We start from the raw sequence: 22,889 nt of genomic DNA, 5'->3' as shown, positions 1-22,889 counted from the left end.
ATCTCGATGCACTACACACCTACTATTCAGGGAGCGATCACGGGAATGGCTGAAACCGATACGGCGCTGGGGTACGAGCAGGCCCGCGATGAACTCATCGAGGTCGTCCGCAAGCTGGAGGCCGGCGGCACCTCCCTGGAGGAGTCCCTGGCGCTCTGGGAGCGCGGCGAGGAGCTGGCCCAGGTGTGTCGTCGCTGGCTGGAGGGGGCGCGAGCCCGGCTGGACTCGGCCCTGGCCGCCCGCGAGGCGGAGGCCGAAGGGGACGCGGCCGGCCGCCAGGAGTGATTCGGGCCACCCCCGACACCGCTTTAGTTGAAATTTCATCTACTTTCACCGTAGAGTTCAGGACATCGCGCTTCACCTCCGTACAGAAGAAGGCTTTTCGATGTCTCTCGTTCTCGACGCCGCCGCACAGGACCTGCTCTTCCGCGAGGCCCGCACCGCCAACTCGTTCTCCGACGAGCCGGTGACCGAGGAGCAGGTCCAGGCGATCTACGACCTGGTGAAGTTCGGCCCCACCGCCTTCAACCAGACCCCGCTGCGCATCACGCTGGTCCGCTCCGCCGAGGCCCGCGAGCGCCTCGTGAAGCACATGGCCGAGGGCAACCAGGCCAAGACCGCCGCCGCGCCGCTGGTCGCGATCCTGTCCGTGGACAACGAGTTCCACGAGGAGCTCCCCCAGCTGCTGCCGCACTTCCCGCAGGCCAAGGACGCCTTCTTCTCCGAGCGCCCGGTCCGCGAGCAGTCCGCCCTGGTCAACGGCGCCCTCCAGGCCGCCTACTTCATCGTCGGCGTCCGCGCCGCCGGCCTGGCCGCCGGCCCGATGACCGGCCTGGACTTCGCCGGTGTGCAGAAGGAGTTCCTGGACGCCGACCACACCCCGCTGATGGTGATCAACATCGGCAAGCCGGGCGAGAACGCCTGGTTCCCCCGCTCCCCGCGCCTGGACTTCGACCAGGTCGTCACCACCGTCTGATCCCCCGGGCCCCCGCGCACGACGAGAAGGCCGCCCACCCCGACGTACGGGGTGGGCGGCCTTCCGCGTGTTCGGGCGCTCGCGCGCCGCGCGCCCACGGGTCCACCGGGGCGCCGGGCCTACGGGGGGTCTACCGGGTCTACGGCGCCTGCGGCGCCTGCGGACCCTGCTTGAACTCCAGCGCCGCGGCCATCGCCGTCAGCCGGTCGGCCGGCGCCGTACCGGTCACGACCGTCACGAAGCCCTGCTCGCGCAGGACCAGGGCGTCGTACTTCTCGCCGTCCCAGCGCTCCCAGGAGCGGTCGCCGATCTGCTGGGTCTGCCCCGTGGCCGTGGCCTTCTGGGTGACCTTGGTGACGTACTTCTCCGAGGTGTCGGTGGACTGCTCCACCGCCACGTACTCGCGGTCCGGGTCCTGGAAGCCCAGGTGCCAGGCGTTCGCGTTCTTGCGCTCGTAGGTGACCGACGTCGCCCGCCACTCCTGGGGGAGCCCCAGGGGCACCGCCACCGGGTACGGGGCCGCGCGCCGGGCCGTCAGGGTCTCGACCCGGTAGTCGACCGTGCGCGTCGGGTCGGCCTCGTCGTCGTGCGGGACGAAGAGGTAGATCCCCGCCACGACGACACCGATCACCGCCAACGAGCGGACCATGTCCCAGACCGTCTGCTTGCCTTTCATACCTGCCACGCCCCCATCGTCCCGCATGGCCGCCGGCGATCACCGACGGGGTCGGGCGTGGCGTGCGCGCCGCGCGCTCCACACGGGAGGGACGTGCCGCAAGATGTCCGCTCAGGCCAACCGAACGACCGATATTCCGCTCATACGTGACCCGCTCTGCTCAATATGTCGACGTACCGATAGAGTTCCAGCACCCTCACATCCCGGCCGTCGTCGTACAGAAAGGTGCGCTCCGATGACCGAGCACAACCTGCCGCCCCAGCTCGAAGTCTCTCCCGAAGCCCCCGACCGCAACCTGGCCCTCGAACTCGTACGGGTCACCGAGGCCGCCGCCCTGGCCGCGGGCCGGTGGGTCGGCCGCGGTGACAAGCTCGGCGCCGACGGCGCCGCGGTCAACGCGATGCGCACCCTGATCTCCACCGTCTCGATGAACGGCGTCGTCGTCATCGGCGAGGGCGAGAAGGACGAAGCTCCGATGCTCTTCAACGGCGAGCGGGTCGGCGACGGCACGGGCGCCGAGGTCGACATCGCCGTCGACCCGATCGACGGCACCACCCTGAACGCCAAGGGCATGCCGAACGCGATCGCCGTCCTGGCCGCCGCCGAGCGCGGCTCGATGTTCGACCCGTCCGCCGTGTTCTACATGGAGAAGCTCGTCACCGGCCCCGAGGCCGCCGACTTCGTGGACATCAACGCCCCCGTCTCGGTCAACATCCGCCGGGTCGCCAAGGCCAAGAACATGGCCGTCGAGGACGTCACCGTCGTCATCCTGGACCGCCCCCGCCACGAGGGCATGGTCAAGGAGATCCGCGAGACGGGCGCCCGCATCAAGTTCATCTCGGACGGCGACGTCGCCGGTTCGGTCATGGCGGTGCGCGAGGGCACCGGCGTGGACCTGCTCCTGGGCATCGGCGGCACCCCCGAGGGCATCATCTCGGCCTGCGCCATAAAGTGCCTCGGCGGCACGATCCAGGGCAAGCTGTGGCCGAAGGACGAGGCCGAGCGCCAGAAGGCCCTCGACGCGGGCCACGACCTGGACCGCGTCCTGCACACCAACGACCTGGTGTCCGGCGAGAACGTGTTCTTCGTCGCCACCGGCATCACGGACGGCGAACTGCTGCGCGGCGTCCACTACCGCTCCGAGACCGCGACGACCTCCTCGCTGGTCATGCGCTCGAAGTCGGGCACGATCCGCCAGATCGACTCCACGCACCGCCTGTCGAAGCTGCGCGCGTACAGCGCGATCGACTTCGACCGCGCGAAGTAGCGGGGGTACGCGGCTTCGGCCGGTGACGGTACGACGGAGGGGCGGTCCCGGTGCGGGGGACCGCCCCTCCGTCGCGTGCGGGGGTACGGAGCGCTGAGCGCGGCTCGCGGCTCGCTCGCGCGGGGTCCGCGGACGTCGTGGGTCGCGGGAGCCCGGTGTCCGGTGTCCCGCGGGCGTCGTGGGTCCGCGGAGACGAGGTCGAGGGGCGGGGACGGCGGGAGGGCGGGACGCGGGGCCCGAGCCGCTCAGCCGGCGGCGGCCACGGGGCCGGACGCGGCCGCGCCCGGGAGCAGCTCGGCGGCCCTGCGCCGCCTGCGGCCCAGCACCACGCGGCGTTCGGCGGCGGTGAGGCCGCCCCAGACGCCGTAGGGCTCGGGCTGGAGGAGGGCGTGCTCACGACAGGCGACCATCACGGGGCAGCGGGCGCAGACGCGCTTGGCCGCCTCCTCACGGGCCAGTCGGGCGGCGGTCGGCTCCTTGGAGGGCGCGAAGAACAGGCCCGCCTCGTCCCTGCGGCACACCGCCTCCGCGTGCCATGGGCCGTCCTCCTCCCGGTCCGCCGCCCGCGGCTTCGGCACGGCGGCCGGGCGCGTCTGAAGGCTCTGGACGGCGGCTGCCTGCAGGGACTGATGCGGCGGATGCGGCACGGTCTACTCCTGACGACGTATACGCGAGCGAGACACGATGCACCTGTCCCTACCCGCTGTGCGTGCCCCTATGCACTGTGTGCCACCGGGGGCGGGAGGTTCGACCGAAATACGATGCCCGTGCGAGGCGCGTGTGCATGCCGTGCCGCGGGCGCGGGACGCGTCGGGCCGCGTCCCGCCCCGCGGGGAGCCTCAGCCTTCGAGGCGCTTGCGGAGCCTGAGGGCGAGGTCGACCAGGCGGGCACCGAGCTTGGGGCGGGCCTCGATGTTGCCGAGGAGGGAGAACCCCCGCACGATCACGACGGGTGCCTGCGGGTCGGTCTCGCCGCGGCTCTCGCCGCGCACCTCGAAGTTGCCGAGGACCCCGCTCCCGTAGCCGCGCAGGGTGACGTTCTCGGGGACGAGCACCTCGACGTTGCCGAGTACGCAGGTCACGTTGATCTCGGTGATCTGCTGTTCGAAGACGGCCTCGGTGAGGTCGATGGTGATGTCGCCCATGACGGAGACCGCGCGGGTGTGCGCCGCGGGGCGCCAGCGGCCCTTGCGGGCGGAGCTGCTGCACACCGCGACGACGGTCTCGACGGGGCCGACCGCGGGCCTGGTCGCACCGGCGTACGGGGCGGCCGGCGCGGCGGCGGGAGCGCCGGCCGGGAGGTCGCGCACGAGGGCGTCGAGTTCGCCGACGGTCTTGCGGGCGTAGAGGGAATCGAGCCGTTCGGAGTGCTCCTCGGCGGTCAGCCGGCCCTCGGCCACGGCGTCGGCGAGGATCTGCGCGATCCGGTCCCGGTCGGCGTCGGAGGCGCGCAGCTCTGCGGGGGCGGCGGCCGCGGGGGCGCCGGGGGCGGCGGGGTGCTTTTCCAGGTCCACGTCGCCCAGCATAGCGAGACACGATAGATCGCGATACTACCGACTGAGCCTTACCTCACCAACACAGCCGCGCCGGGACGTTCTACGCTGGTGAGTCGCGCTGCCAAAAGGTCGCCAGCGCAGTCTGCCGAGTGAGGAATGGCCACCATGCCGGAGTTCGCGTACACCGACCTGCTGCCCTTGGGCGAGGACACCACCCCGTACCGGCTGGTGACCTCGGAGGGCGTCTCGACCTTCGAGGCCGACGGCCGTACGTTCCTCAAGGTCGAGCCCGAGGCGCTGCGCAAGCTCGCCGAAGAGGCCATCCACGACATCCAGCACTTCCTGCGCCCCGCGCACCTGGCGCAGCTGCGTCGGATCATCGACGACCCGGAGGCCTCGTCGAACGACAAGTTCGTCGCGCTGGACCTCCTCAAGAACGCGAACATCGCGGCGGCCGGCGTCCTGCCGATGTGCCAGGACACGGGCACGGCGATCGTGATGGGCAAGCGCGGCCAGAACGTCCTCACCGAGGGCGGCGACGAGGCGGCCCTCTCGCGCGGCATCTACGACGCCTACACGCGCCTGAACCTGCGGTACTCGCAGATGGCCCCGCTCACCATGTGGGAGGAGAAGAACACCGGCTCGAACCTGCCCGCGCAGATCGAGCTGTACGCGACCGACGGCGGCGCGTACAAGTTCCTCTTCATGGCCAAGGGCGGCGGCTCCGCGAACAAGTCCTTCCTCTACCAGGAGACGAAGGCGGTCCTCAACGAGGCCTCCATGATGAAGTTCCTGGAGGAGAAGATCCGCTCGCTCGGCACGGCGGCCTGCCCGCCGTACCACCTGGCGATCGTCGTCGGCGGCACCTCCGCCGAGCACGCGCTGAAGACCGCGAAGTACGCCTCCGCCCACTACCTGGACGAGCTGCCGCGCGAGGGGTCCCCGCTGGGCCACGGCTTCCGCGACGAGGCCCTGGAGCAGCAGGTCTTCGAGCTGACGCAGAAGATCGGCATCGGCGCGCAGTTCGGCGGCAAGTACTTCTGCCACGACGTCCGCGTCGTGCGCCTGCCGCGCCACGGCGCGTCCCTGCCGGTCGCCATCGCCGTGTCCTGCTCCGCGGACCGCCAGGCCACCGCGAAGATCACCGCCGAGGGCGTCTTCCTGGAGCAGCTGGAGCGCGACCCCGCGCGCTTCCTGCCGGACACCACCGACGCGCAGCTGGACGAGTCGGCGGACGTGGTCTCCATCGACCTGAACCGGCCGATGGACGAGATCCTCGCGACCCTGACCAAGCACCCGGTCAAGACCCGCCTGAGCCTCACCGGTCCCCTGGTCGTGGCGCGCGACATCGCGCACGCCAAGATCAAGGAGCTGCTGGACTCGGGCGCCGAGATGCCGCAGTACCTCAAGGACCACCCCGTGTACTACGCGGGCCCCGCGAAGACCCCCGAGGGCTACGCCTCCGGTTCCTTCGGCCCGACCACGGCCGGCCGCATGGACTCCTACGTCGAGCAGTTCCAGGCGGCGGGTGGCTCCAAGGTCATGCTGGCCAAGGGCAACCGTTCGCAGCAGGTGACCGACGCGTGCGGCACGCACGGCGGCTTCTACCTCGGCTCGATCGGCGGCCCCGCGGCGCGCCTGGCGCAGGACTGCATCAAGAAGGTCGAGGTCCTGGAGTACGAGGAGCTCGGCATGGAGGCGGTCTGGAAGATCGAGGTCGAGGACTTCCCGGCGTTCATCGTCGTGGACGACAAGGGCAACGACTTCTTCCAGAACCCGGCCCCGGAGCCGACGTTCACCCACATCCCGGTGCGGGGTCCCGGTCTGGCGTAACCCGGCCTGTGAACGACCAGAGGAGCCCCCGGCGCGCTTGCCAGGGGCTCCTTTGCCAGGCCTGCCCCTCTCCCGTGCGGGGGCGCAGGCCTGGCGTTCCTCCTACTCGGGGGCGACGCTGTACCGCTCCAGCGTCGCCTTCGACGTGGACTTGTCCACCAGGCGGAGTTCCCAGGGGCCCGTGTTCACGTCGAAGTCCTTCCCGAAGCCGACCCACTTTCCGGCCATCCGTCGGCCGGTCGGCTCAACCAAGAGCTGAACGGCCCCGTGATACCGGGCCCCGTTGTAATAGCCGTCCGAAGCGGTCTGCTCCACCCACGACCCTGTGACCACGTTGCGGTCAACGGTCAGATCCAGGGTGAGCGGGCTGTCCGGGTTCGAGGACGCCCCCGGCAGGCTCTGAGCCGTCAGCCGGTTCCCGTGCTGGACGATCACCACGTAGTGCTTGCCCTCGTACGTGTCTCCCCGGCTGGACGAGTAGAACTCGTACCGGCTGAGCCAGACGCCCCCGAACGTTTCCTGGGCGCTCCGCGCTGCCGACTGCGCGCCTACGGTGGCGGAGGTGACACCCTCTGCCCCTGCATCCATGTCATGCCCTCCTGTTCCGTCTGCGTGGACCCTCGCCATCGGCACGGGCAGGGAGAACCCCAGGGCCTCGACGGGGCGGCCCGTGACCCGCTCCAACGCCCTGGCGTACACACCCCGGGGTGTCCTGCTCGTACCCGACTCCCAGCGCTGTACCAGACGCTTCGACGCTTCGTTGGGTTCTCCCAGCTCCACCCCTGCCCGTCGCAGGGCCTTGGCAAGGTCGTCTTGGCTCATCCGCAGGCCGATACGCACGGCCCGCAACACATCGTTCGGCACCACGACGGTCGTCGTCATGACGTCAAAGCTAGCCCCAACCCGCCTGCAATGACACCGGTTTGACGCCTGCGGCGGCGTCATTGACGCCTTGCCGAGTGACGCCCAGGCGACGCCCGAAGTGCCGTCGTTCCGGCCGCCCGATGACAGGAACATCTACCTCACCAACCCGGCCACCGGACGAGGGGGCGAGTGATGGCAAGCCAGAACGACGGAGCCCCGGGCGGAGGTCTCGGCGCAGCCGTGACCCTCTCCCTGCCGGCCCTCCAACCCACGCCCGTGGAGGGCTGCGAGACCTGTGGAGAGGAGAACGCGAAGCGGTCGGCGGCACACCGGCGCGGCGACTGCTCCGCCGTCTCCGACTCGAACGTCAGGATGCGCGATCACCGTTCCCACCGGGTCTTCCGGTGACCCTCACCGTTCGGGTTTCGCGCGACTCGGGCCGGACGTGGGAAGGCGCGGTGACCTACCCGGGCAACAGTGCCGAGAAGCCGCTCACCGCCATGGCGTCCGCCGCATGGCCCCCCTGCAAGTGCCCCCGATGTTCATCGACAAGGAAGGCACAACAGTGACGATCACCCCGTACGACACCGCCCGCGCCCTCGCCCTGATCAGCCCCAGTCTGAGGGCCGACCTCGTCACCATGGTCCGTGAGGACTACTGGCCGGAGATCACCGACGACCAGGGCGCCCGGGGCGTGGAACAGCTCGCCGCGTTCCTGGCCGTCGCCGCGACCACCTCGGAGAAGGCGACCCCCAGCCTTCGTGTCGATCTCTTCTGGCACGCGTTCGTGCTCCACACCAAGCCGTACGCCGACTTCTGCGAGGCCCTCGACGGCGGGTTCATCCACCACGTCCCCGACCGCAACAGCGGCCACGACCCCGAGAAGGGCCGGGCCGCGATGCGCCGAACCGCCGAGCTGATCCGCGGAGCCGGTTATCGGACCGATCCCGAGTTCTGGCCGGCCGGCAACGCGGCCGACTGCTCGGGCGATTGCAGCCAGTCGTACGCCGGGTGCAGTGACAGCCCCGTGAAGAAGTAGCACCCTCCACTTCAGCCGCCCGGCATCACGCCGGGCGGCTGTCGCCATGACCGAGAACGGACACGGGATGACTGACGATCGAAGCGACGCATGGGACACCTACTCACAGAGCAAGCCCCAGCGAAGGCAGACCAACGCCAAGGGTGAGACCACCTGGTTCAACTGGACCCAGTACTCGGACCATGGCCCCGGCGCCGAAGTACTGGCACTCGCCCCGGGGGACACCGTGCTCGACCTCGGTTGCGGGTCCGCCGGAAACCTCGCCCATCTCGCGTCCCTCGGCATCAAGGCGACCGGTGTGGACATCTCCCCCAAGCAGCTTGCCAAGGCCCGCGAACGGTGGCCGGACGTGGACGGCATGGAACTGCACCGGGGCGAAGCCCTGGCCTACCTCGGCGAGACCTTCACCATCTTCGACGCCATGTTCAGCGTCTTCGGCGTCGCCTGGTTCACCGACCCCGGCCTACTCCTCCCCATCGTTCACGCCACCCTCAAGCCGGGTGGCGTCTTCGCCTTCTCCCACCGGCCGCCTGTCGACGGCTGCTACGGGTGCCAGGCGTCGTACATTCCTCGCGGCCCCGACGAAGACCCCGCCATCGTGAAGCGGTGGGACTTCCAGCCCGACATCTGGTGTTCGCTCCTCAAGGAGTACGGATTCCCCGAAGTGACCGCGACCGTGATCCCGGCCCCCAAGACCGACAAGCGCACCACGGGCACACTTCTGGTCCGCGCCGTGCGGGGAGGCGAAGCCCAAGCCCTGTGAGGCGATACGACAAGTCCAGGTCCTCAGCCCAGCCGACTACGCGGCCGTCGACGGCCGGGCCGGCGGCACAGTGCTCTACTGCGTGGCGCTGCTTCTCCGGACCCGTCGTGTCGTCCTTGAGGAGGGACAACCGGACGTCCCCCAGGACCCTCGGGTCCTTGATCATGACCGGATGCCACGGGGGTTCCCGTCAGCAGAACAAGCCGAACGACTTCTTCCGGAACCCGGCCCCGGAGCCGACGTTCACCCACATCCCGGTGCGCGGCCCGGGTCTGTAGCGCGCGTGGACGAGGGGCCCTCCGCCGAACGGCGGAGGGCCCCTCTCCCGTGTCTGCCGAACGGCGGATGGAGCGCGGGGCGTCGGGCGGCGAGGCTTCTGCCGTACCCGAACACGCCGTACGGACAGAGGAGTTCACGATGAGGACCCGCACCCGCACCCGCGCCCTGGCCTTCGCCGGATCCGCCGCGCTGCTCGCGACGCTGATCGCGGCGGCGCCCGCCCCGGCGGCCCCGGCGGCCCCGGCGGTGAAACTCGCCGCCGTCCACGGCGCGGCCTCGGTGCTGTACGCCTACTCCCCGGACGACGACATCCGCTTCACGGTCGACGCGCAGGCGGCCCCCTTCACCCGGCCGATCCCCGACCCGCAGGGCCGAAACGGGCTCCCGACGGACGCCCGGGGCAAGGTGACCGTCTACCACCACTCCCCCGAGCACGGGGTCACCGGTACGTTCGAGGCCGAGGTGGACTGCCTGGTGACGGGCGGGAGGACCGCGACCGTCACGGCCGTGGTCACCAAGTCGAACGTCGGCACCGAGGGCCGGCGGATCGGCATCAGCGTCCACGACGGCGGGCGGGGCGAGCCGGACCGCCTGGGCTTCTCCTGGGGCGTCGCCAATCTCGACCCGCCGCGCCAGGACCCGGACGGCGGCGTCGCCAAGCCGTCCGCGGGCACCTGCATGGCCCCCGCCCCCTTCACGGAGGTCGTCGAGGGCGGCTTCAAGGTCACCCCGGCCCCCCTCCCGCCCCTCCCGAAGACCGCCCGGTAGCCCCGGTCACGACTCACGGCGGCGGGGCGTCACCCGGTCGGCCCTGTGGACACGGCCCCTTGGCCGGTCGTTCACTCTGCTTTGCGAGGATCTCCCCATGACCACGACGTCTTCGCTCCGTACCGCCCGCGCCACCCGGGTGATCGCCCATCGTGGGGCGTCCCACGAGCATCCCGAGCACACGATCGAGGCCTACCGGCAGGCCATCGCCGACGGGGCGGACGCGTTGGAGTGCGACGTGCGGCTGAGTGCCGACGGGCGGTTGGTGTGCGTGCACGACCGGCGGGTGGAGCGGACCTCGGACGGGCGCGGGGTGGTGTCCGCGATGGCCTACGAGGAGCTCGCCGCCCTCGACTTCGGCGGCTGGAAGGGGCCTGCGCACCGGGGGGCGCGGGTGCTGCTCTTCGAGGAGCTGCTGAAGGAGGCGCTGGCCGCGGACCGGCCCGTCGGGCTGGCCGTCGAGACCAAGCACCCCACGCGCGCCGGCGGTCGGCTGGAGGCGGAGCTGGTGCGGGTGCTCGGGGAGCACGGGCTCGCTGACGGCGCCTCGGGGCTCGTCGAGGTGATGAGCTTCTCGCGGACCGCGCTGTCCCGGTTGCACCGGCTGGCTCCGGGCCTGCCGGCGGTGTACCTCATCGAGCGACGGCTGCGGCCGGCGCGACCGCCGTTCGCGGGGCACGCGGGGCCCGGGATCGACCTCGTCCGCAGGGACCCGGGGCTGGTGGGGCGGCTGAAGGCGAAGGGGCTGTCGGTGCGGGTGTGGACCGTGGACGAGCCCGAGGACGTGGAGCTGTGCGTGCGCTTGGGGGTGGACACCATCATCACGAACCGGCCGCGCGAGGTGCGGGAGCGACTGGCCGGGAGGTGATCACCCGGCCGGGGTGCGCCGGCCGGGTGTGGGGGTCGTACGGGGATTCGTACGGGGGACTCGTACGGATTCGTGCGGCGGAGCGGGAGCGGGTTACGCGAAGCGCTGGTTCGCCGAGCCGTCGCAGCCGCGCAGGCGCAGCTGCTCGTGGGCGGCGGCCACCGTCAGGCACATGCCCGGGGCGGAGGCGGGGCGCAGGGTGGAGCCGTCGCGGACGAACTGCTGGTTGGCGCCGCCGTGGCAGTTCCAGACGATCACGCCGACCCCGTTGCCGTAGTCGGCGCCGGGGACGTCCAGGCAGCGGTCGTGCGTCAGCTCGACGTGGACGGACTTCTTCGCGGCGTCGTACCACCAGCCCTGGTTGCGTCCGCCGTGGCAGTCCCAGGCGACGACCCGGGTGCCGTTGGCGCTGGACCCGCCGAAGGTGTCGAGGCAGTTGGCGGTGGCCTCGTTGCGCAGGGGCCGGTAGAGGTCGTCCCAGGCGCCGGCCTGGAGGACGGGGGTGCCGGTGCTCGCCGGGTCGGCGCAGGAGGCCTCGCGCAGGCCCGAGTCGTAGAACTGGGTCAGGCAGGAGGCGAAGGCCCCGTGGCCCCGGTAGTTGGGGTGGAAGGACTGGCGGGCGGTGTTCTCGTCCCAGGGGAAGTGGTCGCCGAGGTCCAGGTAGAGCCCGCGGGCCCAGGTGTCCTCCATGCAGACCTCGTGCCCGTGGAAGAGGCGGGAGTTGTCGAGGTAGAGGGCGCCGGAGTCGCGGGCGGCGGCGCGCATGCCCTTCTCGAAGGTGGGGACGGCGTAATTGCGGCCCCAGGTGGCGTCGGAGTCGTAGCCGGCGCAGCCGCCGGGGAGCTTGCCGGGGAAGTTCGGGTTGTCGCCGAAGTCGGGGCCGATCGGGCTGGGGTAGCCCATCACCACGAGCTTGTAGTCGGAGTCGGCGTACCCGGCCTGGCGCATGACGGTCCTCAGGTCGCCGACCGTGGCCTCGACCTTGGGCTTCAGGCCGTCCACGCGGGCCTGCCAGCCGGGTGCGTACTTGGGTTCGCAGGTCCCCTGGCTGAGGATCCACCGGGTGACGCAGTCGGTCATCACGGGGCCGAACTGGAGGTCGTCGTTGGCGCCCGCGACCAGGAGCACCATCTTGATGCGCGTGTTGCGGGCCTTGATGGCGAGGCTGTCGCTCTGCACGAGCTCGTCGGCGTACTGCTTGGCGCCGCCGATGCGGATGTTGCCGGTGTAGCCGCCGGAGCAGGCGACGTTGAAGGTCAGGTCGGCGGGGATGCCGGTGCGGTGGATCGCCGCGTCCGGGGAGCGGTGGCACTGGTTGGAGGGGGTGTTGGTGGCGGGGTCGTAGTTGCCGACGCCCTCGCCCGAGATCTCGCTGTCGCCGAGGGAGATGAGCCCGGTCTTGCGGTTCGCGAGCGGGCGGATCGCGGGGTCCCCGTAGATCCGGGTGGCCTCGGCGGCCCGGACGGCCTCCAGTTCCGGCGGCAGGGGCGTGATCGCGACGGTCGCGGCGGGGGCCGCCTGGGCCATGGGGGTGATGGCCGTGACGCCTCCGAGGGCGGCCGCGAGGGCCGCCACCACGGCGAAGGTAGATCTGAGCCTGGGTTTCGTACGGGCACGTGCCATGAACGCCTCCCCGATATCGGTGTTACCACCGGTATTTACTGGCCAGTAGGGGAGATGGGAACAGTTCGAACAAGACAATTGCTCAAGTTTCTGAGGAGGCAACGAACATGACCCATGATCAGCAGGGCGACCAGGCCGACCCGCGGGACGGCGGCCACCGCGTCGAGCACGACTCCATGGGCGAGGTGCGGGTCCCCGCACACGCCAAGTGGCGGGCCCAGACCCAACGCGCGGTCGAGAACTTCCCCCTCTCCGGGCGACGCCTGGAGCGGGCGCACATCGAGGCCCTGGCGCGCGTCAAGGCGGCCGCGGCCCTGGTCAACGAGCGGCTCGGGGTGATCGACGCGGAGGTCGCGGGGGCCGTCCGCGCCGCCGCCGAGGAGGTCGCCGAGGGCCGCTGGGACGACCACTTCCCCGTCGACGTCTTCCAGACCGGCTCGGGGACCTCGTCGAACATGAACGCCAACGAGGTCATCGCCACCCTCGCCACCGAGCGGCTCGGGCGCGAGGTCCACCCCAACGACCACGTCAACGCCTCGCAGAGCTCCAACGACGTCTTCCCGTCCTCCATCCACATCGCCGCGACCGCCGCCGTCACCGGCGAGCTGATCCCGGCGCTGGAGCACCTCGCCGCCGCCCTGGAGGACAAGGCCGCCGAGTTCGCCGACGTGGTCAAGGCCGGCCGCACCCACCTGATGGACGCGACCCCGGTCACCCTGGGCCAGGAGTTCGGCGGGTACGCCGCCCAGGTCCGCCACGGCGTCGAACGGCTGCGCGCGGCGCTGCCCCGGCTCGCCGAACTGCCGCTGGGCGGCACGGCCGTGGGCACCGGCATCAACACCCCGCCCGGCTTCTCCGCCGCCGTGATCGCGGAGGTGGCGGCGGCCACGGGGCTGCCGCTGACCGAGGCCCGCGACCACTTCGAGGCCCAGGGGGCGCGGGACGCCCTGGTGGAGACCTCCGGGATGCTGCGCACCGTCGCCGTGTCGCTCACGAAGATCTGCAACGACCTGCGCTGGATGGCCTCGGGTCCGCGCACGGGATTGGCCGAAATCAATCTGCCGGATCTTCAGCCCGGGTCCTCGATCATGCCCGGAAAGGTCAATCCGGTCGTCCCCGAGGCCGTGTTGATGATCGCCGCCCAGGTGATGGGGAACGACGCCACGGTCGCCGTGGCGGGTGCCTCCGGCAACTTCGAGCTCAACGTGATGCTCCCCGTCATGGCCCGGAACCTGCTCGAATCGATCCGACTGCTCGGCAACGGCAGCCGGCTGCTGGCCGACCGCACGGTGGCCGGGATCACCGCCAACGTCGAGCGGGCCAGGGAGTACGCCGAATCCTCGCCCTCCGTGGTGACCCCGCTGAACCGGTACATCGGCTACGAGGAGGCCGCCAAGGTGGCCAAGCGCGCCCTGGCCGAACGCAGGACCATCCGGGAGGTCGTCCTGGAGTCCGGCCACGTCGAACGCGGCGCGCTCACCCTGGAACAGCTCGACGAGGCCCTGGACGTGCTCGGCATGACCCGACCGCGGTAGGTTCCGCGCGGCCGCGGACGATCCCCGGACAGGGGCCGAATCCGGTCGTTTACGCTCCCCGGACACGTCCGTGACCTGCACCGCAGCATCCCCGGGGGCCACAGCCCTAAGATCTGCGCATGACAGGTACCGACAGGTCCGGGGGCGGCGCCGCCCGACACGAGCCGCTCGACGCGGCACCGAGCGCGGCACCGGGAGCGGCACGGGGCACGGCACGGGGCACGGCACGGGGCGCGGCGACCGTACGGGCCGCCGCGCCCGCCGGTCGTTGGGCCCCCGGGGAGCAGATCCTGTGGCGGTACCGCGACCACGCCCCGGGCATCGACGGCGGGATCCACATCTGCCGTCCGGTGACGGTCGTGCGGGACACCGACGAGCTGCTGGCCGTGTGGATGGCCCCCGGCACCGAGTGCGTCAAGCCGGTGCTCGCCGACGGCTCCTCCGTCCACCAGGAACCGCTGGGCACCCGCTACACCGCGCCGCGCACCACCGCCCGGTCGCGGTGGTTCGGCGCGGGCGTGCTGAAGCTGGCCCGGCCGGACGAGCCCTGGTCGGTGTGGCTGTTCTGGGACCGGGACTGGCAGCTGCGCAACTGGTACGTGAACCTGGAGCGGCCGCGCACCCGCTGGTCCGGCGGCGTGGACTCCGAGGACCACTTCCTCGACATCGCCGTCTACCCCGACCGCAGTTGGAAGTGGCTGGACGAGGACGAGTTCGCCCAGGCGCAGAAGAGCGGCCTGATGGACGCGCGGCAGGCCCGGCGGGTGGAGGAGGCGGGGCGCGCCGCGGTGGAGGTGATCGAGGCGTGGGGCCCGCCGTTCGGCGACGGCTGGCAGCACTGGCGGCCCGATCCGGCCTGGAAGGTTCCGGTTCTGCCCGAGGACTGGGACCGCACCCCGGCGCATATGACCTCATGAGACCCTTGATGCGCCCCCGGGGTGCAAACGTAGGATCGGCCTCCGCTGGTCGTACGCGGTGCGCCCCCTGGGCACCGTAACCGCAAATCACCTGCGGGGACCGGTACTTGATCAGGCGTCGACGCGGACGAGAGGTAACGAGCGGGACGCGGAAACGGGGGGTGGTGGTGCCCCGGCCGCTGAGCGGGTATACCGCGACTGACCGAGTTGAGTGCAGCGCACATCGAGCGCAAACGGACGGAATTCCACGCGTGACGGAGTACCCCACCTCTCAGGAGGGCCCGCAGCCCGCCGGTCCCGCCGGCGCGGGCACGGACGAGGCAGGCCACGGCAAGGCCCCGATCGCGGCCGCCGAGGCCGTACGCACGCATGCTCAGGTTCCGGTCGCCGGGCAGGGCGGCGCCCCGGCCGACGTCCCGCGCCCGCGCGGCGCCACCGGCCCCGGGCCCAACCCCGGACCCGGCGAGGGTTCCCGGGGCGCCGCCCACGGTCCGGCCGACACCGGGCCCCCGGACGGGCTCACCCGGGACGGCGAGGCCGCCCGCAACGCCGGCCGGCGCGAGGGCGAGCCGCCCGCGGGCGGCGGCGGGATCGGCACCGCGGGCGGCGGGGAGCCGGCCGCGGCCCGGCGCGAGGGCGACCGGCTGCGGTTCGTCGGCGCCGCCACCCGCCGGATCGCCCGCGGCATCGACCTCGACGAGATCGTGCTCGGACTGTGCCGGGCGACGGTCCCGACGTTCTCCGACGCGATCCTCGTCTACCTGCGCGACCCGCTGCCCGTCGGGGACGAGCGGCCGGTCGGACCGGTCGTTTTAAGGCTGCGGCGCACCGACCGGCTCCGGCCGATCGACGACCTGACCGACGGCGGCGAGGGCGCCGGGGCCGCGGGGGCCCCGGGCGAGCTCGACTTCAGCCAGCTGCCGCTGGTCGGTCCGCAGGGTGACCTGCCGGCCGCCGAGCTGTGCGAGATCCGGCCCGGCGGGGACCTCGCCGAGGTGCTGCGCGGCGTACGGCCGGTCTTCGGGTCCGCCGCCGGCGCCAAGGGGGCGCTGCCCGAGCTGCTGGGCGCGGAGCATCCCGTGCCGCGCGGACAGCGGGCCATCCTGGCGCCGCTGCGGGGCCGTCGGCGCGTGATCGGCGCGGCGGTGTTCCTGCGCACCCCCGAGCGGCCCGCCTTCGAGCAGAACGACCTGCTGGTCGCCGCCCAACTGGCCACCCACACCGCGCTCGGCATCGACAAGGCCGTGCTCTACGGGCGCGAGGCCTACATCGCCGACGAGCTCCAGCGCACGATGCTGCCCGACGGCCTCCCCCAGCCCACCGGGGTCCGGCTCGCCTCCCGCTACCTGCCGGCCGCCGAGACGGCCCGGGTCGGCGGCGACTGGTACGACGCCATACCGCTGCCCGGCAGCCGCGTCGCGCTGGTCGTCGGCGACGTCATGGGCCACTCCATGACCTCGGCCGCGATCATGGGTCAGCTGCGCACCACCGCGCAGACCCTCGCCCAGCTGGACCTGCCGCCGGCCGAGGTGCTGCACCACCTCGACGAGCAGGCGCAGCGGCTCGGCTCCGACCGCATGGCCACCTGCCTGTACGCGGTCTACGACCCGGTCTCGCACCGGATCACCATCGCCAACGCGGGCCACCCGCCGCCGGTGCTGCTGCACCTGGGCGGGCGCGCCGAGGTGCTGCGCGTACCGCCGGGCGCCCCGATCGGGGTCGGCGGCGTGGACTTCGAGGCCGTGGAGCTGGACGCCCCGGCCGGGGCCACCCTGCTGCTGTACACGGACGGGCTGGTGGAGTCCCGGCTGCGGGACGTGTGGACCGGCATCGAGCAGTTGCGCGAGCGTCTGGCGACCACCGCGCAGTTGACGGGGCTGGACCATTCGCCGCCGCTGGAGGCCCTCTGCGACGACGTCCTGGACATGTTGGGCCCCGGGGACCGGGACGACGACATCGCCCTGCTGGCGGCCCGTTTCGAGGGCATCGCGCCCAGTGACGTGGCGTACTGGTTCCTGGACCCGGAGGAGACCGCCCCGGGGCGGGCCCGCCGCTTCGCGCGGCGCGCGCTGGCCCGTTGGGGCCTGGAGGAGCTGAGCGACTCGCTGGAGCTGCTGGTCAGCGAGGTGGTCACCAATGCCGTGCGGTACGCGGAGCGGCCGGTGACCCTGCGACTGTTGCGTACGGACGTGCTGCGCTGCGAGGTCGGCGACGACTCCCCGCAGCTGCCGCGCCAGCGCCGGGCCCGGGACACCGACGAGGGCGGGCGCGGCCTGTTCCTGGTCAACCGGCTGGCCCGGCGGTGGGGCGCGACGCGGCTCAGCAGCGGCAAGGTGGTCTGGTTCGAGCTGCCGTTGCCGGGGTCGCACGAGCGGCGCTGAACGGCTCCGGACGCGAAGGCGCCCCGCGGCGTGATCGCCGCGGGGCGCCTTCGTGTCGTGGGCCGGGCGGTGGCTACCGCTGCGGCTGCTCGTTCGGGATGACCGGCGGCGTCGGGTCCTTGGTCGGCGGCGTCGGGTTCTTCGTCGGCGGCGTCGGGTTCTTGGTCGGCGGCGTCGGGTTCTTCGTCGGCGGCGACGGGTCGGGCTTGCCGGAGCCGTTGCTGCCGCTGGGGTCCGGGGTGCCGGACGGGCGGGTGCCGGAGCTCGACGGCGACGGCGAGGCCGAGGTGGTCGGGCCGGTCGTCGGGACCGCGCTGCGGGTCGGCGCGGCCGGGGCGCCCATCTTCGCGTCCGACAGGTCGAACTCGCCGGTGTTGACGCCGGCCAGCGCGGCCGTCGTGTACGCCTGCCAGATCTGCGCGGGGAAGCTGGAGCCGCCCGCGCGGCCCTTGCCGGCCGTACCGGTCAGGGTGACCTGGTTGTGCGAGTTGGGGTCCTCGCCGAACATCGCGACGACGGTGACGAGCTCCGGGGTGTAGCCGGTGAACCAGGCGGCGACGTTCGACTCGGTGGTACCGGTCTTGCCGGCGGCCTCGTAGGCGGAGCTGCGGACGGCCTTGCCGGAACCCTCCGCGACCACGCCGGTCAGCACCTTGGTGACGGTGTCGGCGGTCTCGCGCTTGAGGACCTGCGCGCCCATCGGGTTGACGGGCTTGAACTCGCCGTCCTTGTGCTCGGCCTGCTTGACGATGGTCGGGGTGACCTTCTTGCCGTGGTTGCCGAGGGTGGCGTAGACGCCGGCCATCTCCAGGGTGTTGGCGCTCATGGTGCCGAGCGACATGGCGGGCGCGTCGGCGGGCCAGGCGTCGCGGTCGACCATGCCGAGGGCGAGGGCCGTCTTCTTGGTGGCCTGCGGCTTGGCGTCGACGATCATCTGGGCGTAGACGGAGTTCACGGAGGAGTTGGTGGCCTCCTGGACCGTGATCATCGGGTCGCCGTAGTTGATGTCGTCCTGGTTCTGCGGGTTGAACGGGGTCGCGCTGCCCACGACCTTGCGGCGGCTGGTGCCGTCGTAGAGCGCGTTCGGGGTGATCGGCTTGCCGTCCTGGGTGGTGGCTCCGGTGTCCAGGGCGGTGGCGAGCACGACCGGCTTGAAGGTCGAGCCCGGCTGGTAGTCGGTGCGCAGGGCGTTGCTCTCGGACTTCTCCGTCAGGCCCACGCCGCCGTACATGGCGACGATCCCGCCGGTCTTGGCGTCGACGGAGGTGGCGCCGGCCTGGACGCTCTGGTCCTGGGGGCGGTCCTTGGTGTTCTTGCGGTCCAGCTTGGATTCGAGCTCGTCCTGGACGGCCTTCTCCAGGGCGGCCTGCTTCTTCTTGTCGATGTTCAGGGTGATCGTCCAGCCGCCGGCGGCGATGTCGGCGTCCTTGATGTTCTGCTTGTTCAGCTCGTCGTTGGCGGCCTGGACGAGGTAGCCCTTCTGGCCCTCCATGCCCGGACGGGGCTTGGGCTTGATGGGCTCCTGGAACTTCAGTTCCTTGCGCTTGGCCGCGTCCAGCTTGCCCATCTCGACCATGTTGTCGAGGACGGCGTTGAAGCGGATCATGACGAGTCGCTTGCCGTTGGGGCCGGCGGTCGCCCAGTCGTACTGGCTGGGGGCCTGGATGACGGCGGCCAGGTAGGCGCCCTGCTCCAGGGTCAGCTTGTCGGCGTCGACGCCGTAGAAGGCCTGGGCGGCGGCCTGGATGCCGTAGGCGTTGCGGCCGTAGAAGTTGGTGTTGAGGTAACCGGCGAGGATCTCGTTCTTGTCCATGCGCTGGTCGACCTTCAGCGCGATGACGAGCTCGCGGAGCTTGCGCGTCGGCGACTGGTCCTGGGTGAGGTAGTAGTTCTTGACGTACTGCTGGGTGATCGTCGAACCACCGGCCTTGCCCTTGCCGGTCGCGGTGTTGAAGAGACCGCGGGCGACGCCGATCACGTCGATGCCGCTGTCCTTGTAGAACGTCTTGTTCTCGATGGCGATGAACGCGGTGCGTACGTCCTCGGAGATCTTGTCGATCGAGACGATCTCGCGGTTCATGCTGCCCGTGCGGGCCATGATCGAGCCGTCGGAGTACTTGTACGTGTTGCTCTGGAGCGTCGCCGTCTTGTTCGGGTCGCTGGGCTCGTCCACCGAGAAGTAGAGGATGAAGGCGCCGGCCACGAGGAGCAGCAGCCCTCCGAGGAAGGTGCCCAGGATCGTCTTCCAGGTGAAGAAGCGGCGTATGCCACCGCGCTTGTCGGACGACTTGCCCTCTCGCCCGCCCGGCGCCTTCCGCGCACCGCGCTGCTGTTGCGCTCGTCGCGCGTCTGCTCGGCCCATCGCTCCCGCTCCGCTCGATTACCCCCCCGACGTCAGCTCAGAAAACTAACACCGCAGGCTGTGACAAAGGTTGCTTAACCCTGATCAATACCGGTCATTTCGGACGTGAGAATCAGCACCCACGCCATTGGAACCGACGCTCATAAGACCAGAAGGGTTGCGGCGGCGTCGTAAAGTGATATCACTTTGATAGGAGCTCCGGTCGACCACGGCCGGACGCAACCAAACAAACGGGGGCATTCCATGACAGGGAAAACGGACAGGCGAACGGGCGAGGTACGGGAGTTCGCGGCCCGCAGCATCGGCGGTGGACCGGCCCTGGTTCTGGGCCTGTTGGGGACGGCGGCGGGGGTCGCGCTGATCCTCCTCGGCGCCTCCCTGTCCTCCGCGGCGGCCGCGGTGACGCTGATCGCGCTCGGCGTCCTGCTGGTCCTCGCCCAGGCGCTCGCGCTCAGCGGGCTGAACACCGTGGCCCCGGGCGAGGCCCGGGTGGTCCAGCTCTTCGGACGCTACCGGGGCACGATCCGCGAGGACGGACTGCGCTGGGTCAACCCCTTCACCTCGCGCCGCCGGATCTCCACCCGGGTCCGCAACCACGAGACGCCCGTCCTGAAGGTCAACGACGCCTACGGCAACCCCATCGAACTGGCGGCGGTCGTGGTGTGGCGGGTGGCCGACACCGCGCGGGCGGTGTTCGAGGTCGAGGACTTCACGGAGTTCGTCGAGACGCAGACCGAGGCGGCGGTCCGCCACATCGCCATCGAGTACCCCTACGACGGCCACGACGAGGACGCCCTGTCCCTGCGCGGCAACGCCGAGGAGATCACCGAGAAGCTCGCGCTCGAACTGGCCACCCGCGTCGACGCGGCGGGCGTGCAGATCATCGAGTCCCGCTTCACGCATCTCGCGTACGCTCCGGAGATCGCCTCCGCGATGCTCCAGCGCCAGCAGGCCGGTGCGGTCGTGGCGGCCCGCAAGCAGATCGTCGAGGGCGCGGTGGGCATGGTGGAACTGGCCCTGACCCGACTGGCCGAGGAGGACATCGTGGACCTCGACCCCGAGCGGAAGGCCAGCATGGTCTCGAACCTGATGGTCGTGCTCTGCGGCGACCGCGCGGCCCAGCCCGTCATCAACGCGGGCACCCTCTACCAGTGAGCCCCGCCGGCGGCGCCCGGCCCGAGGGCGAGGACGAGGACCCGCCCGCCAAGCCGGCGCGGGGCGGGCGCCAGGCGCGCAAACAGGTGCTGCTGCGCCTCGACCCCCAGGTGTACGACTCCCTCGCGCGCTGGGCGGGCGAGGAGCTGCGCAGCGCGAACGCGCAGATCGAGTTCCTGCTCCGCAGGGCCCTGGCGGAGTCCGGCCGGCTGCCGGGCGGGGCGGCGCCGATACCGCCGCGCGGCCGCCCGCGCGCCACACCGGACCCCTGACGCCGCGCCCCGACGGCGGGCCGGCCGCGCGGCGCGCCGCACGCGGGGGCCTCGTACGCGACGCGCCGTGCGCCGCGCCCCGGCATCGGGGCGCGGCGCACGGCCGGCGCCCTCAGTCGGTGCGGCGCAGCAGGACGAAGCCGGATTCGGCGGCCTCGGTGCGGTAGCCGTCGTCCCGGGCCCGCTGGAGGGCGATGGACTCCTCGGGCAGCGACAGCGGCCACCGCCGGTCCATCGGGATCCAGGTGTCCACGATGATCCACTGCGGCGACGGCCTGCTGTCGGGCCACCCGAACACGCTGACGGCCGTCCGGCTCGTCAGCTGGGGCACGAGCTGGTCGGAGGCCTGCACGGTGGCCCCGTCGGGGATCCGCCCCAGCAGGCGCTGCGCGACCGCGACCCGGGGGTCGGTCTTCCAGGTGACCGGGTCGGCCACCTGCCACAGCGCGTGCGAGGGCAGCAGCGCCAGGCAGACGCCCGCCGCACCGAGCAGGTACCGGCGCAGGCCGGCCGGAGTGGTCCCGCGCCGGTGCAGGGCGTCCACGAAGGCCGCGAAGACGATCGGCATCAGGACCAGCGAGTAGTGGTACCCGGTGCCCCAGTGCGCCGCGTAGTCCGAGCCGAAGCGCCACACGAGCGTCGGGACGGCCACCCACGCGAGGGGGGAGCGGACGGCCAGGAAGAGGGTCGGCGCCCACACCAGCACCAGGGTCGCGACCTTCGTCTCGGGGGTGACCAGCCCGACCGTGAAGCGCCGTACGAGCTCCAGCGGCCCGCCGCCTCCCCCGCCGCCCGTGCCGTGGGAGAGGAAGTACCCCTCGAACCCCTGCGGGTGCAGGGCCGGCAGCACCACCGCCATCACCGCCACCGCCCCCGCCAGGCCCGCGAGGGCGAGGGCCAGGGCGGTGCGCCGCGCGGGCCGGCCGCCGCGCAGGGCGATCACCAACCCGATCGCCACCACCGTGAGCCCGAGGTCCTCCTTGACCAGCAGCAACGGCAGGGCCCAGCAGGCGGCGGCCCGCATCCTGCCCTCGCCCAGCGCGGTCAGGGAGAAGGCCAGCAGCGGGACGGCGAAGGCCACCTCGTGGAAGTCGTAGCCGATGCCGCTCGCCAGACCCCAGGACAGTCCATAGGCCAGGCCGATCACGACGCCGGCCCGCGTGCCGAGCGTGCGGTGCGCCCACCGGGCGAGGGGCACCGCGCTGACCGCGATCAGCGCGGCCTGCGCCACGAGCAGGGTCTCGGTGGCCGGCCACACCCGGTACAGCGGTCCCAGCAGGGCCAGCACCGGGGAGAAGTGGTCGCCCAGGACCGGGAAGTCGGGCCCCTTGATCTCGGAGACGGGCAGCCGGCCGGCCGCGTAGGAACGCACCGCCTGCTCGAAGATCCCGAGGTCGAAGCTGCGCGAGAGCAACCGGTGGTGCAGGCGCAGGGAGACGGTCGCGTAGAGGAGGAAGAGGCCGCCGGCGAGGGCCGGGATCCACCAGGGGGTGCCCGCGCGGGAGGAGCGGGGGGCGGGCGTACGGGCGTCCGGCGCGCCCTGTTGCGAGGGGACGGCGGCGGTGTCGGCGGCGTCGGCGTCGGCGGGCAATCCCTGCATGGTGCGCCTTTCGGGTTGCGGGAGGACCGTGCCCCAACGTGCCGGCCGCGCGCGGGCGCCGCCCCGAAGCCCGGCCCGAGCCGTGCGCACCGGGCGCGGAGTCCCTACGAATGGCGGCAGGACCCGCCCCCCCCCTGCCCGGCCCCCACCCGAGCCCCACCGGCCCCCGCCCGCGCCCCGCGGCGGTCGCCGGCGGCCCCGGAACCGCCGCGCCT

Annotated in this window: 21 protein-coding genes; 14 read left to right on the top strand and 7 right to left on the bottom strand. The window is 71.9% G+C overall.

Annotation, left to right across the window (positions count from 1 at the left end; genetic code table 11):
- Window positions 1-45: 45 nt before the first annotated feature.
- Window positions 46-285 carry an exodeoxyribonuclease VII small subunit gene (locus tag ACZ6ZI_RS31100; RefSeq protein WP_469526373.1) on the top strand — a complete coding sequence of 80 codons (240 nt, stop codon included), beginning with the start codon at window positions 46-48 and terminating at the stop codon, window positions 283-285.
- Window positions 286-385: 100 nt separating this feature from the next.
- Window positions 386-976: a malonic semialdehyde reductase gene (locus tag ACZ6ZI_RS31095; protein WP_363053054.1), complete on the top strand. Its 591-nt coding sequence runs from the start codon at window positions 386-388 to the stop codon at window positions 974-976.
- Window positions 977-1,115: 139 nt separating this feature from the next.
- Here the strand turns inward: ACZ6ZI_RS31095 and ACZ6ZI_RS31090 are convergent, their stop codons facing one another.
- Entirely contained in the window at window positions 1,116-1,652 is a 537-nt protein-coding gene (locus ACZ6ZI_RS31090) for a DUF4245 domain-containing protein (RefSeq protein ID WP_469526569.1), read from the bottom strand.
- 235 nt (window positions 1,653-1,887) lie between these two features.
- Between ACZ6ZI_RS31090 and glpX the strand changes: the two genes are divergently transcribed.
- Window positions 1,888-2,919: a class II fructose-bisphosphatase gene (gene glpX, locus ACZ6ZI_RS31085; protein ID WP_249767597.1), complete on the top strand. Its 1,032-nt coding sequence runs from the start codon at window positions 1,888-1,890 to the stop codon at window positions 2,917-2,919.
- Window positions 2,920-3,164: 245 nt separating this feature from the next.
- Here the strand turns inward: glpX and ACZ6ZI_RS31080 are convergent, their stop codons facing one another.
- Window positions 3,165-3,566, bottom strand: coding sequence for a WhiB family transcriptional regulator (locus ACZ6ZI_RS31080; RefSeq protein WP_469526370.1), 402 nt, complete (start codon window positions 3,564-3,566; stop codon window positions 3,165-3,167).
- Window positions 3,567-3,758: 192 nt separating this feature from the next.
- Complete coding sequence (locus ACZ6ZI_RS31075) at window positions 3,759-4,433, bottom strand: DUF1707 SHOCT-like domain-containing protein (protein WP_469526367.1); 675 nt, start codon at window positions 4,431-4,433, stop codon at window positions 3,759-3,761.
- 147 nt (window positions 4,434-4,580) lie between these two features.
- On the opposite strand from ACZ6ZI_RS31075, the gene ACZ6ZI_RS31070 reads away from it, so the two are divergent.
- Window positions 4,581-6,248, top strand: coding sequence for a fumarate hydratase (locus ACZ6ZI_RS31070; RefSeq protein WP_469526364.1), 1,668 nt, complete (start codon window positions 4,581-4,583; stop codon window positions 6,246-6,248).
- Between the two features lie 102 nt (window positions 6,249-6,350).
- Here ACZ6ZI_RS31070 and ACZ6ZI_RS31065 read toward each other — a convergent pair whose 3' ends face one another.
- Window positions 6,351-7,130, bottom strand: a complete 780-nt coding sequence (locus ACZ6ZI_RS31065; RefSeq protein WP_469526363.1) for a helix-turn-helix domain-containing protein — start codon at window positions 7,128-7,130, stop codon at window positions 6,351-6,353.
- A 174-nt stretch (window positions 7,131-7,304) separates the two neighbouring features.
- Between ACZ6ZI_RS31065 and ACZ6ZI_RS31060 the strand changes: the two genes are divergently transcribed.
- The 5 genes from ACZ6ZI_RS31060 to ACZ6ZI_RS31040 all read left to right on the top strand — a co-directional run bounded on the left by ACZ6ZI_RS31060 (window position 7,305) and on the right by ACZ6ZI_RS31040 (window position 10,829).
- Window positions 7,305-7,520 (top strand): hypothetical protein, encoded by a 216-nt coding sequence (locus tag ACZ6ZI_RS31060; protein ID WP_469526361.1) that lies wholly within the window; start codon window positions 7,305-7,307, stop codon window positions 7,518-7,520.
- A 106-nt stretch (window positions 7,521-7,626) separates the two neighbouring features.
- Window positions 7,627-8,151 (top strand): glycine-rich domain-containing protein, encoded by a 525-nt coding sequence (locus tag ACZ6ZI_RS31055; protein WP_469526359.1) that lies wholly within the window; start codon window positions 7,627-7,629, stop codon window positions 8,149-8,151.
- 67 nt (window positions 8,152-8,218) lie between these two features.
- Window positions 8,219-8,914, top strand: a complete 696-nt coding sequence (locus tag ACZ6ZI_RS31050; protein WP_469526357.1) for a class I SAM-dependent methyltransferase — start codon at window positions 8,219-8,221, stop codon at window positions 8,912-8,914.
- A gap of 417 nt (window positions 8,915-9,331) precedes the next feature.
- The gene (locus tag ACZ6ZI_RS31045) at window positions 9,332-9,961 is read left to right on the top strand and encodes a hypothetical protein (RefSeq protein ID WP_469526354.1); all 630 of its coding nucleotides are present in this window, start codon (window positions 9,332-9,334) and stop codon (window positions 9,959-9,961) included.
- Between the two features lie 97 nt (window positions 9,962-10,058).
- The gene (locus tag ACZ6ZI_RS31040; RefSeq protein ID WP_469526352.1) at window positions 10,059-10,829 is read left to right on the top strand and encodes a glycerophosphodiester phosphodiesterase; all 771 of its coding nucleotides are present in this window, start codon (window positions 10,059-10,061) and stop codon (window positions 10,827-10,829) included.
- 93 nt (window positions 10,830-10,922) lie between these two features.
- On the opposite strand, the gene ACZ6ZI_RS31035 is transcribed toward ACZ6ZI_RS31040, so the two are convergent.
- A complete protein-coding gene (locus tag ACZ6ZI_RS31035) occupies window positions 10,923-12,452 on the bottom strand; it encodes a ricin-type beta-trefoil lectin domain protein (protein ID WP_469526349.1) in 1,530 nt (509 codons plus the stop codon).
- A 107-nt stretch (window positions 12,453-12,559) separates the two neighbouring features.
- Here ACZ6ZI_RS31035 and ACZ6ZI_RS31030 point away from each other — a divergent pair, with 107 nt between their 5' ends.
- The 3 genes from ACZ6ZI_RS31030 (at window position 12,560) to ACZ6ZI_RS31020 (ending at window position 17,285) form a co-directional block, all read left to right on the top strand.
- Window positions 12,560-13,987: a class II fumarate hydratase gene (locus tag ACZ6ZI_RS31030; RefSeq protein WP_469526348.1), complete on the top strand. Its 1,428-nt coding sequence runs from the start codon at window positions 12,560-12,562 to the stop codon at window positions 13,985-13,987.
- 119 nt (window positions 13,988-14,106) lie between these two features.
- A complete protein-coding gene (gene fomD / locus ACZ6ZI_RS31025) occupies window positions 14,107-14,904 on the top strand; it encodes a cytidylyl-2-hydroxypropylphosphonate hydrolase (RefSeq protein ID WP_469526345.1) in 798 nt (265 codons plus the stop codon).
- Window positions 14,905-15,155: 251 nt separating this feature from the next.
- The gene (locus ACZ6ZI_RS31020; RefSeq protein WP_469526343.1) at window positions 15,156-17,285 is read left to right on the top strand and encodes a SpoIIE family protein phosphatase; all 2,130 of its coding nucleotides are present in this window, start codon (window positions 15,156-15,158) and stop codon (window positions 17,283-17,285) included.
- Window positions 17,286-17,358: 73 nt separating this feature from the next.
- On the opposite strand, the gene ACZ6ZI_RS31015 is transcribed toward ACZ6ZI_RS31020, so the two are convergent.
- Window positions 17,359-19,647, bottom strand: a complete 2,289-nt coding sequence (locus ACZ6ZI_RS31015) for a transglycosylase domain-containing protein (RefSeq protein WP_469526340.1) — start codon at window positions 19,645-19,647, stop codon at window positions 17,359-17,361.
- Window positions 19,648-19,890: 243 nt separating this feature from the next.
- Here ACZ6ZI_RS31015 and ACZ6ZI_RS31010 point away from each other — a divergent pair, with 243 nt between their 5' ends.
- Both ACZ6ZI_RS31010 and ACZ6ZI_RS31005 read left to right on the top strand, forming a co-directional pair.
- The gene (locus ACZ6ZI_RS31010; protein ID WP_469526339.1) at window positions 19,891-20,802 is read left to right on the top strand and encodes an SPFH domain-containing protein; all 912 of its coding nucleotides are present in this window, start codon (window positions 19,891-19,893) and stop codon (window positions 20,800-20,802) included.
- A complete protein-coding gene (locus ACZ6ZI_RS31005; protein ID WP_469526337.1) occupies window positions 20,799-21,074 on the top strand; it encodes a type II toxin-antitoxin system antitoxin in 276 nt (91 codons plus the stop codon). The genes ACZ6ZI_RS31010 and ACZ6ZI_RS31005 overlap by 4 nt, the downstream gene beginning before the upstream one ends.
- Window positions 21,075-21,186: 112 nt before the next feature.
- Here ACZ6ZI_RS31005 and ACZ6ZI_RS31000 read toward each other — a convergent pair whose 3' ends face one another.
- Window positions 21,187-22,674: a DUF2079 domain-containing protein gene (locus tag ACZ6ZI_RS31000; protein WP_469526335.1), complete on the bottom strand. Its 1,488-nt coding sequence runs from the start codon at window positions 22,672-22,674 to the stop codon at window positions 21,187-21,189.
- Window positions 22,675-22,889 lie beyond the last annotated feature (215 nt).

The organism is Streptomyces sp. NPDC103540 (genome assembly GCF_055584445.1).
The sequence above is the reverse complement of the archived record's forward strand: the minus strand, read 5'-3'. Positions and strand labels throughout refer to the sequence as shown.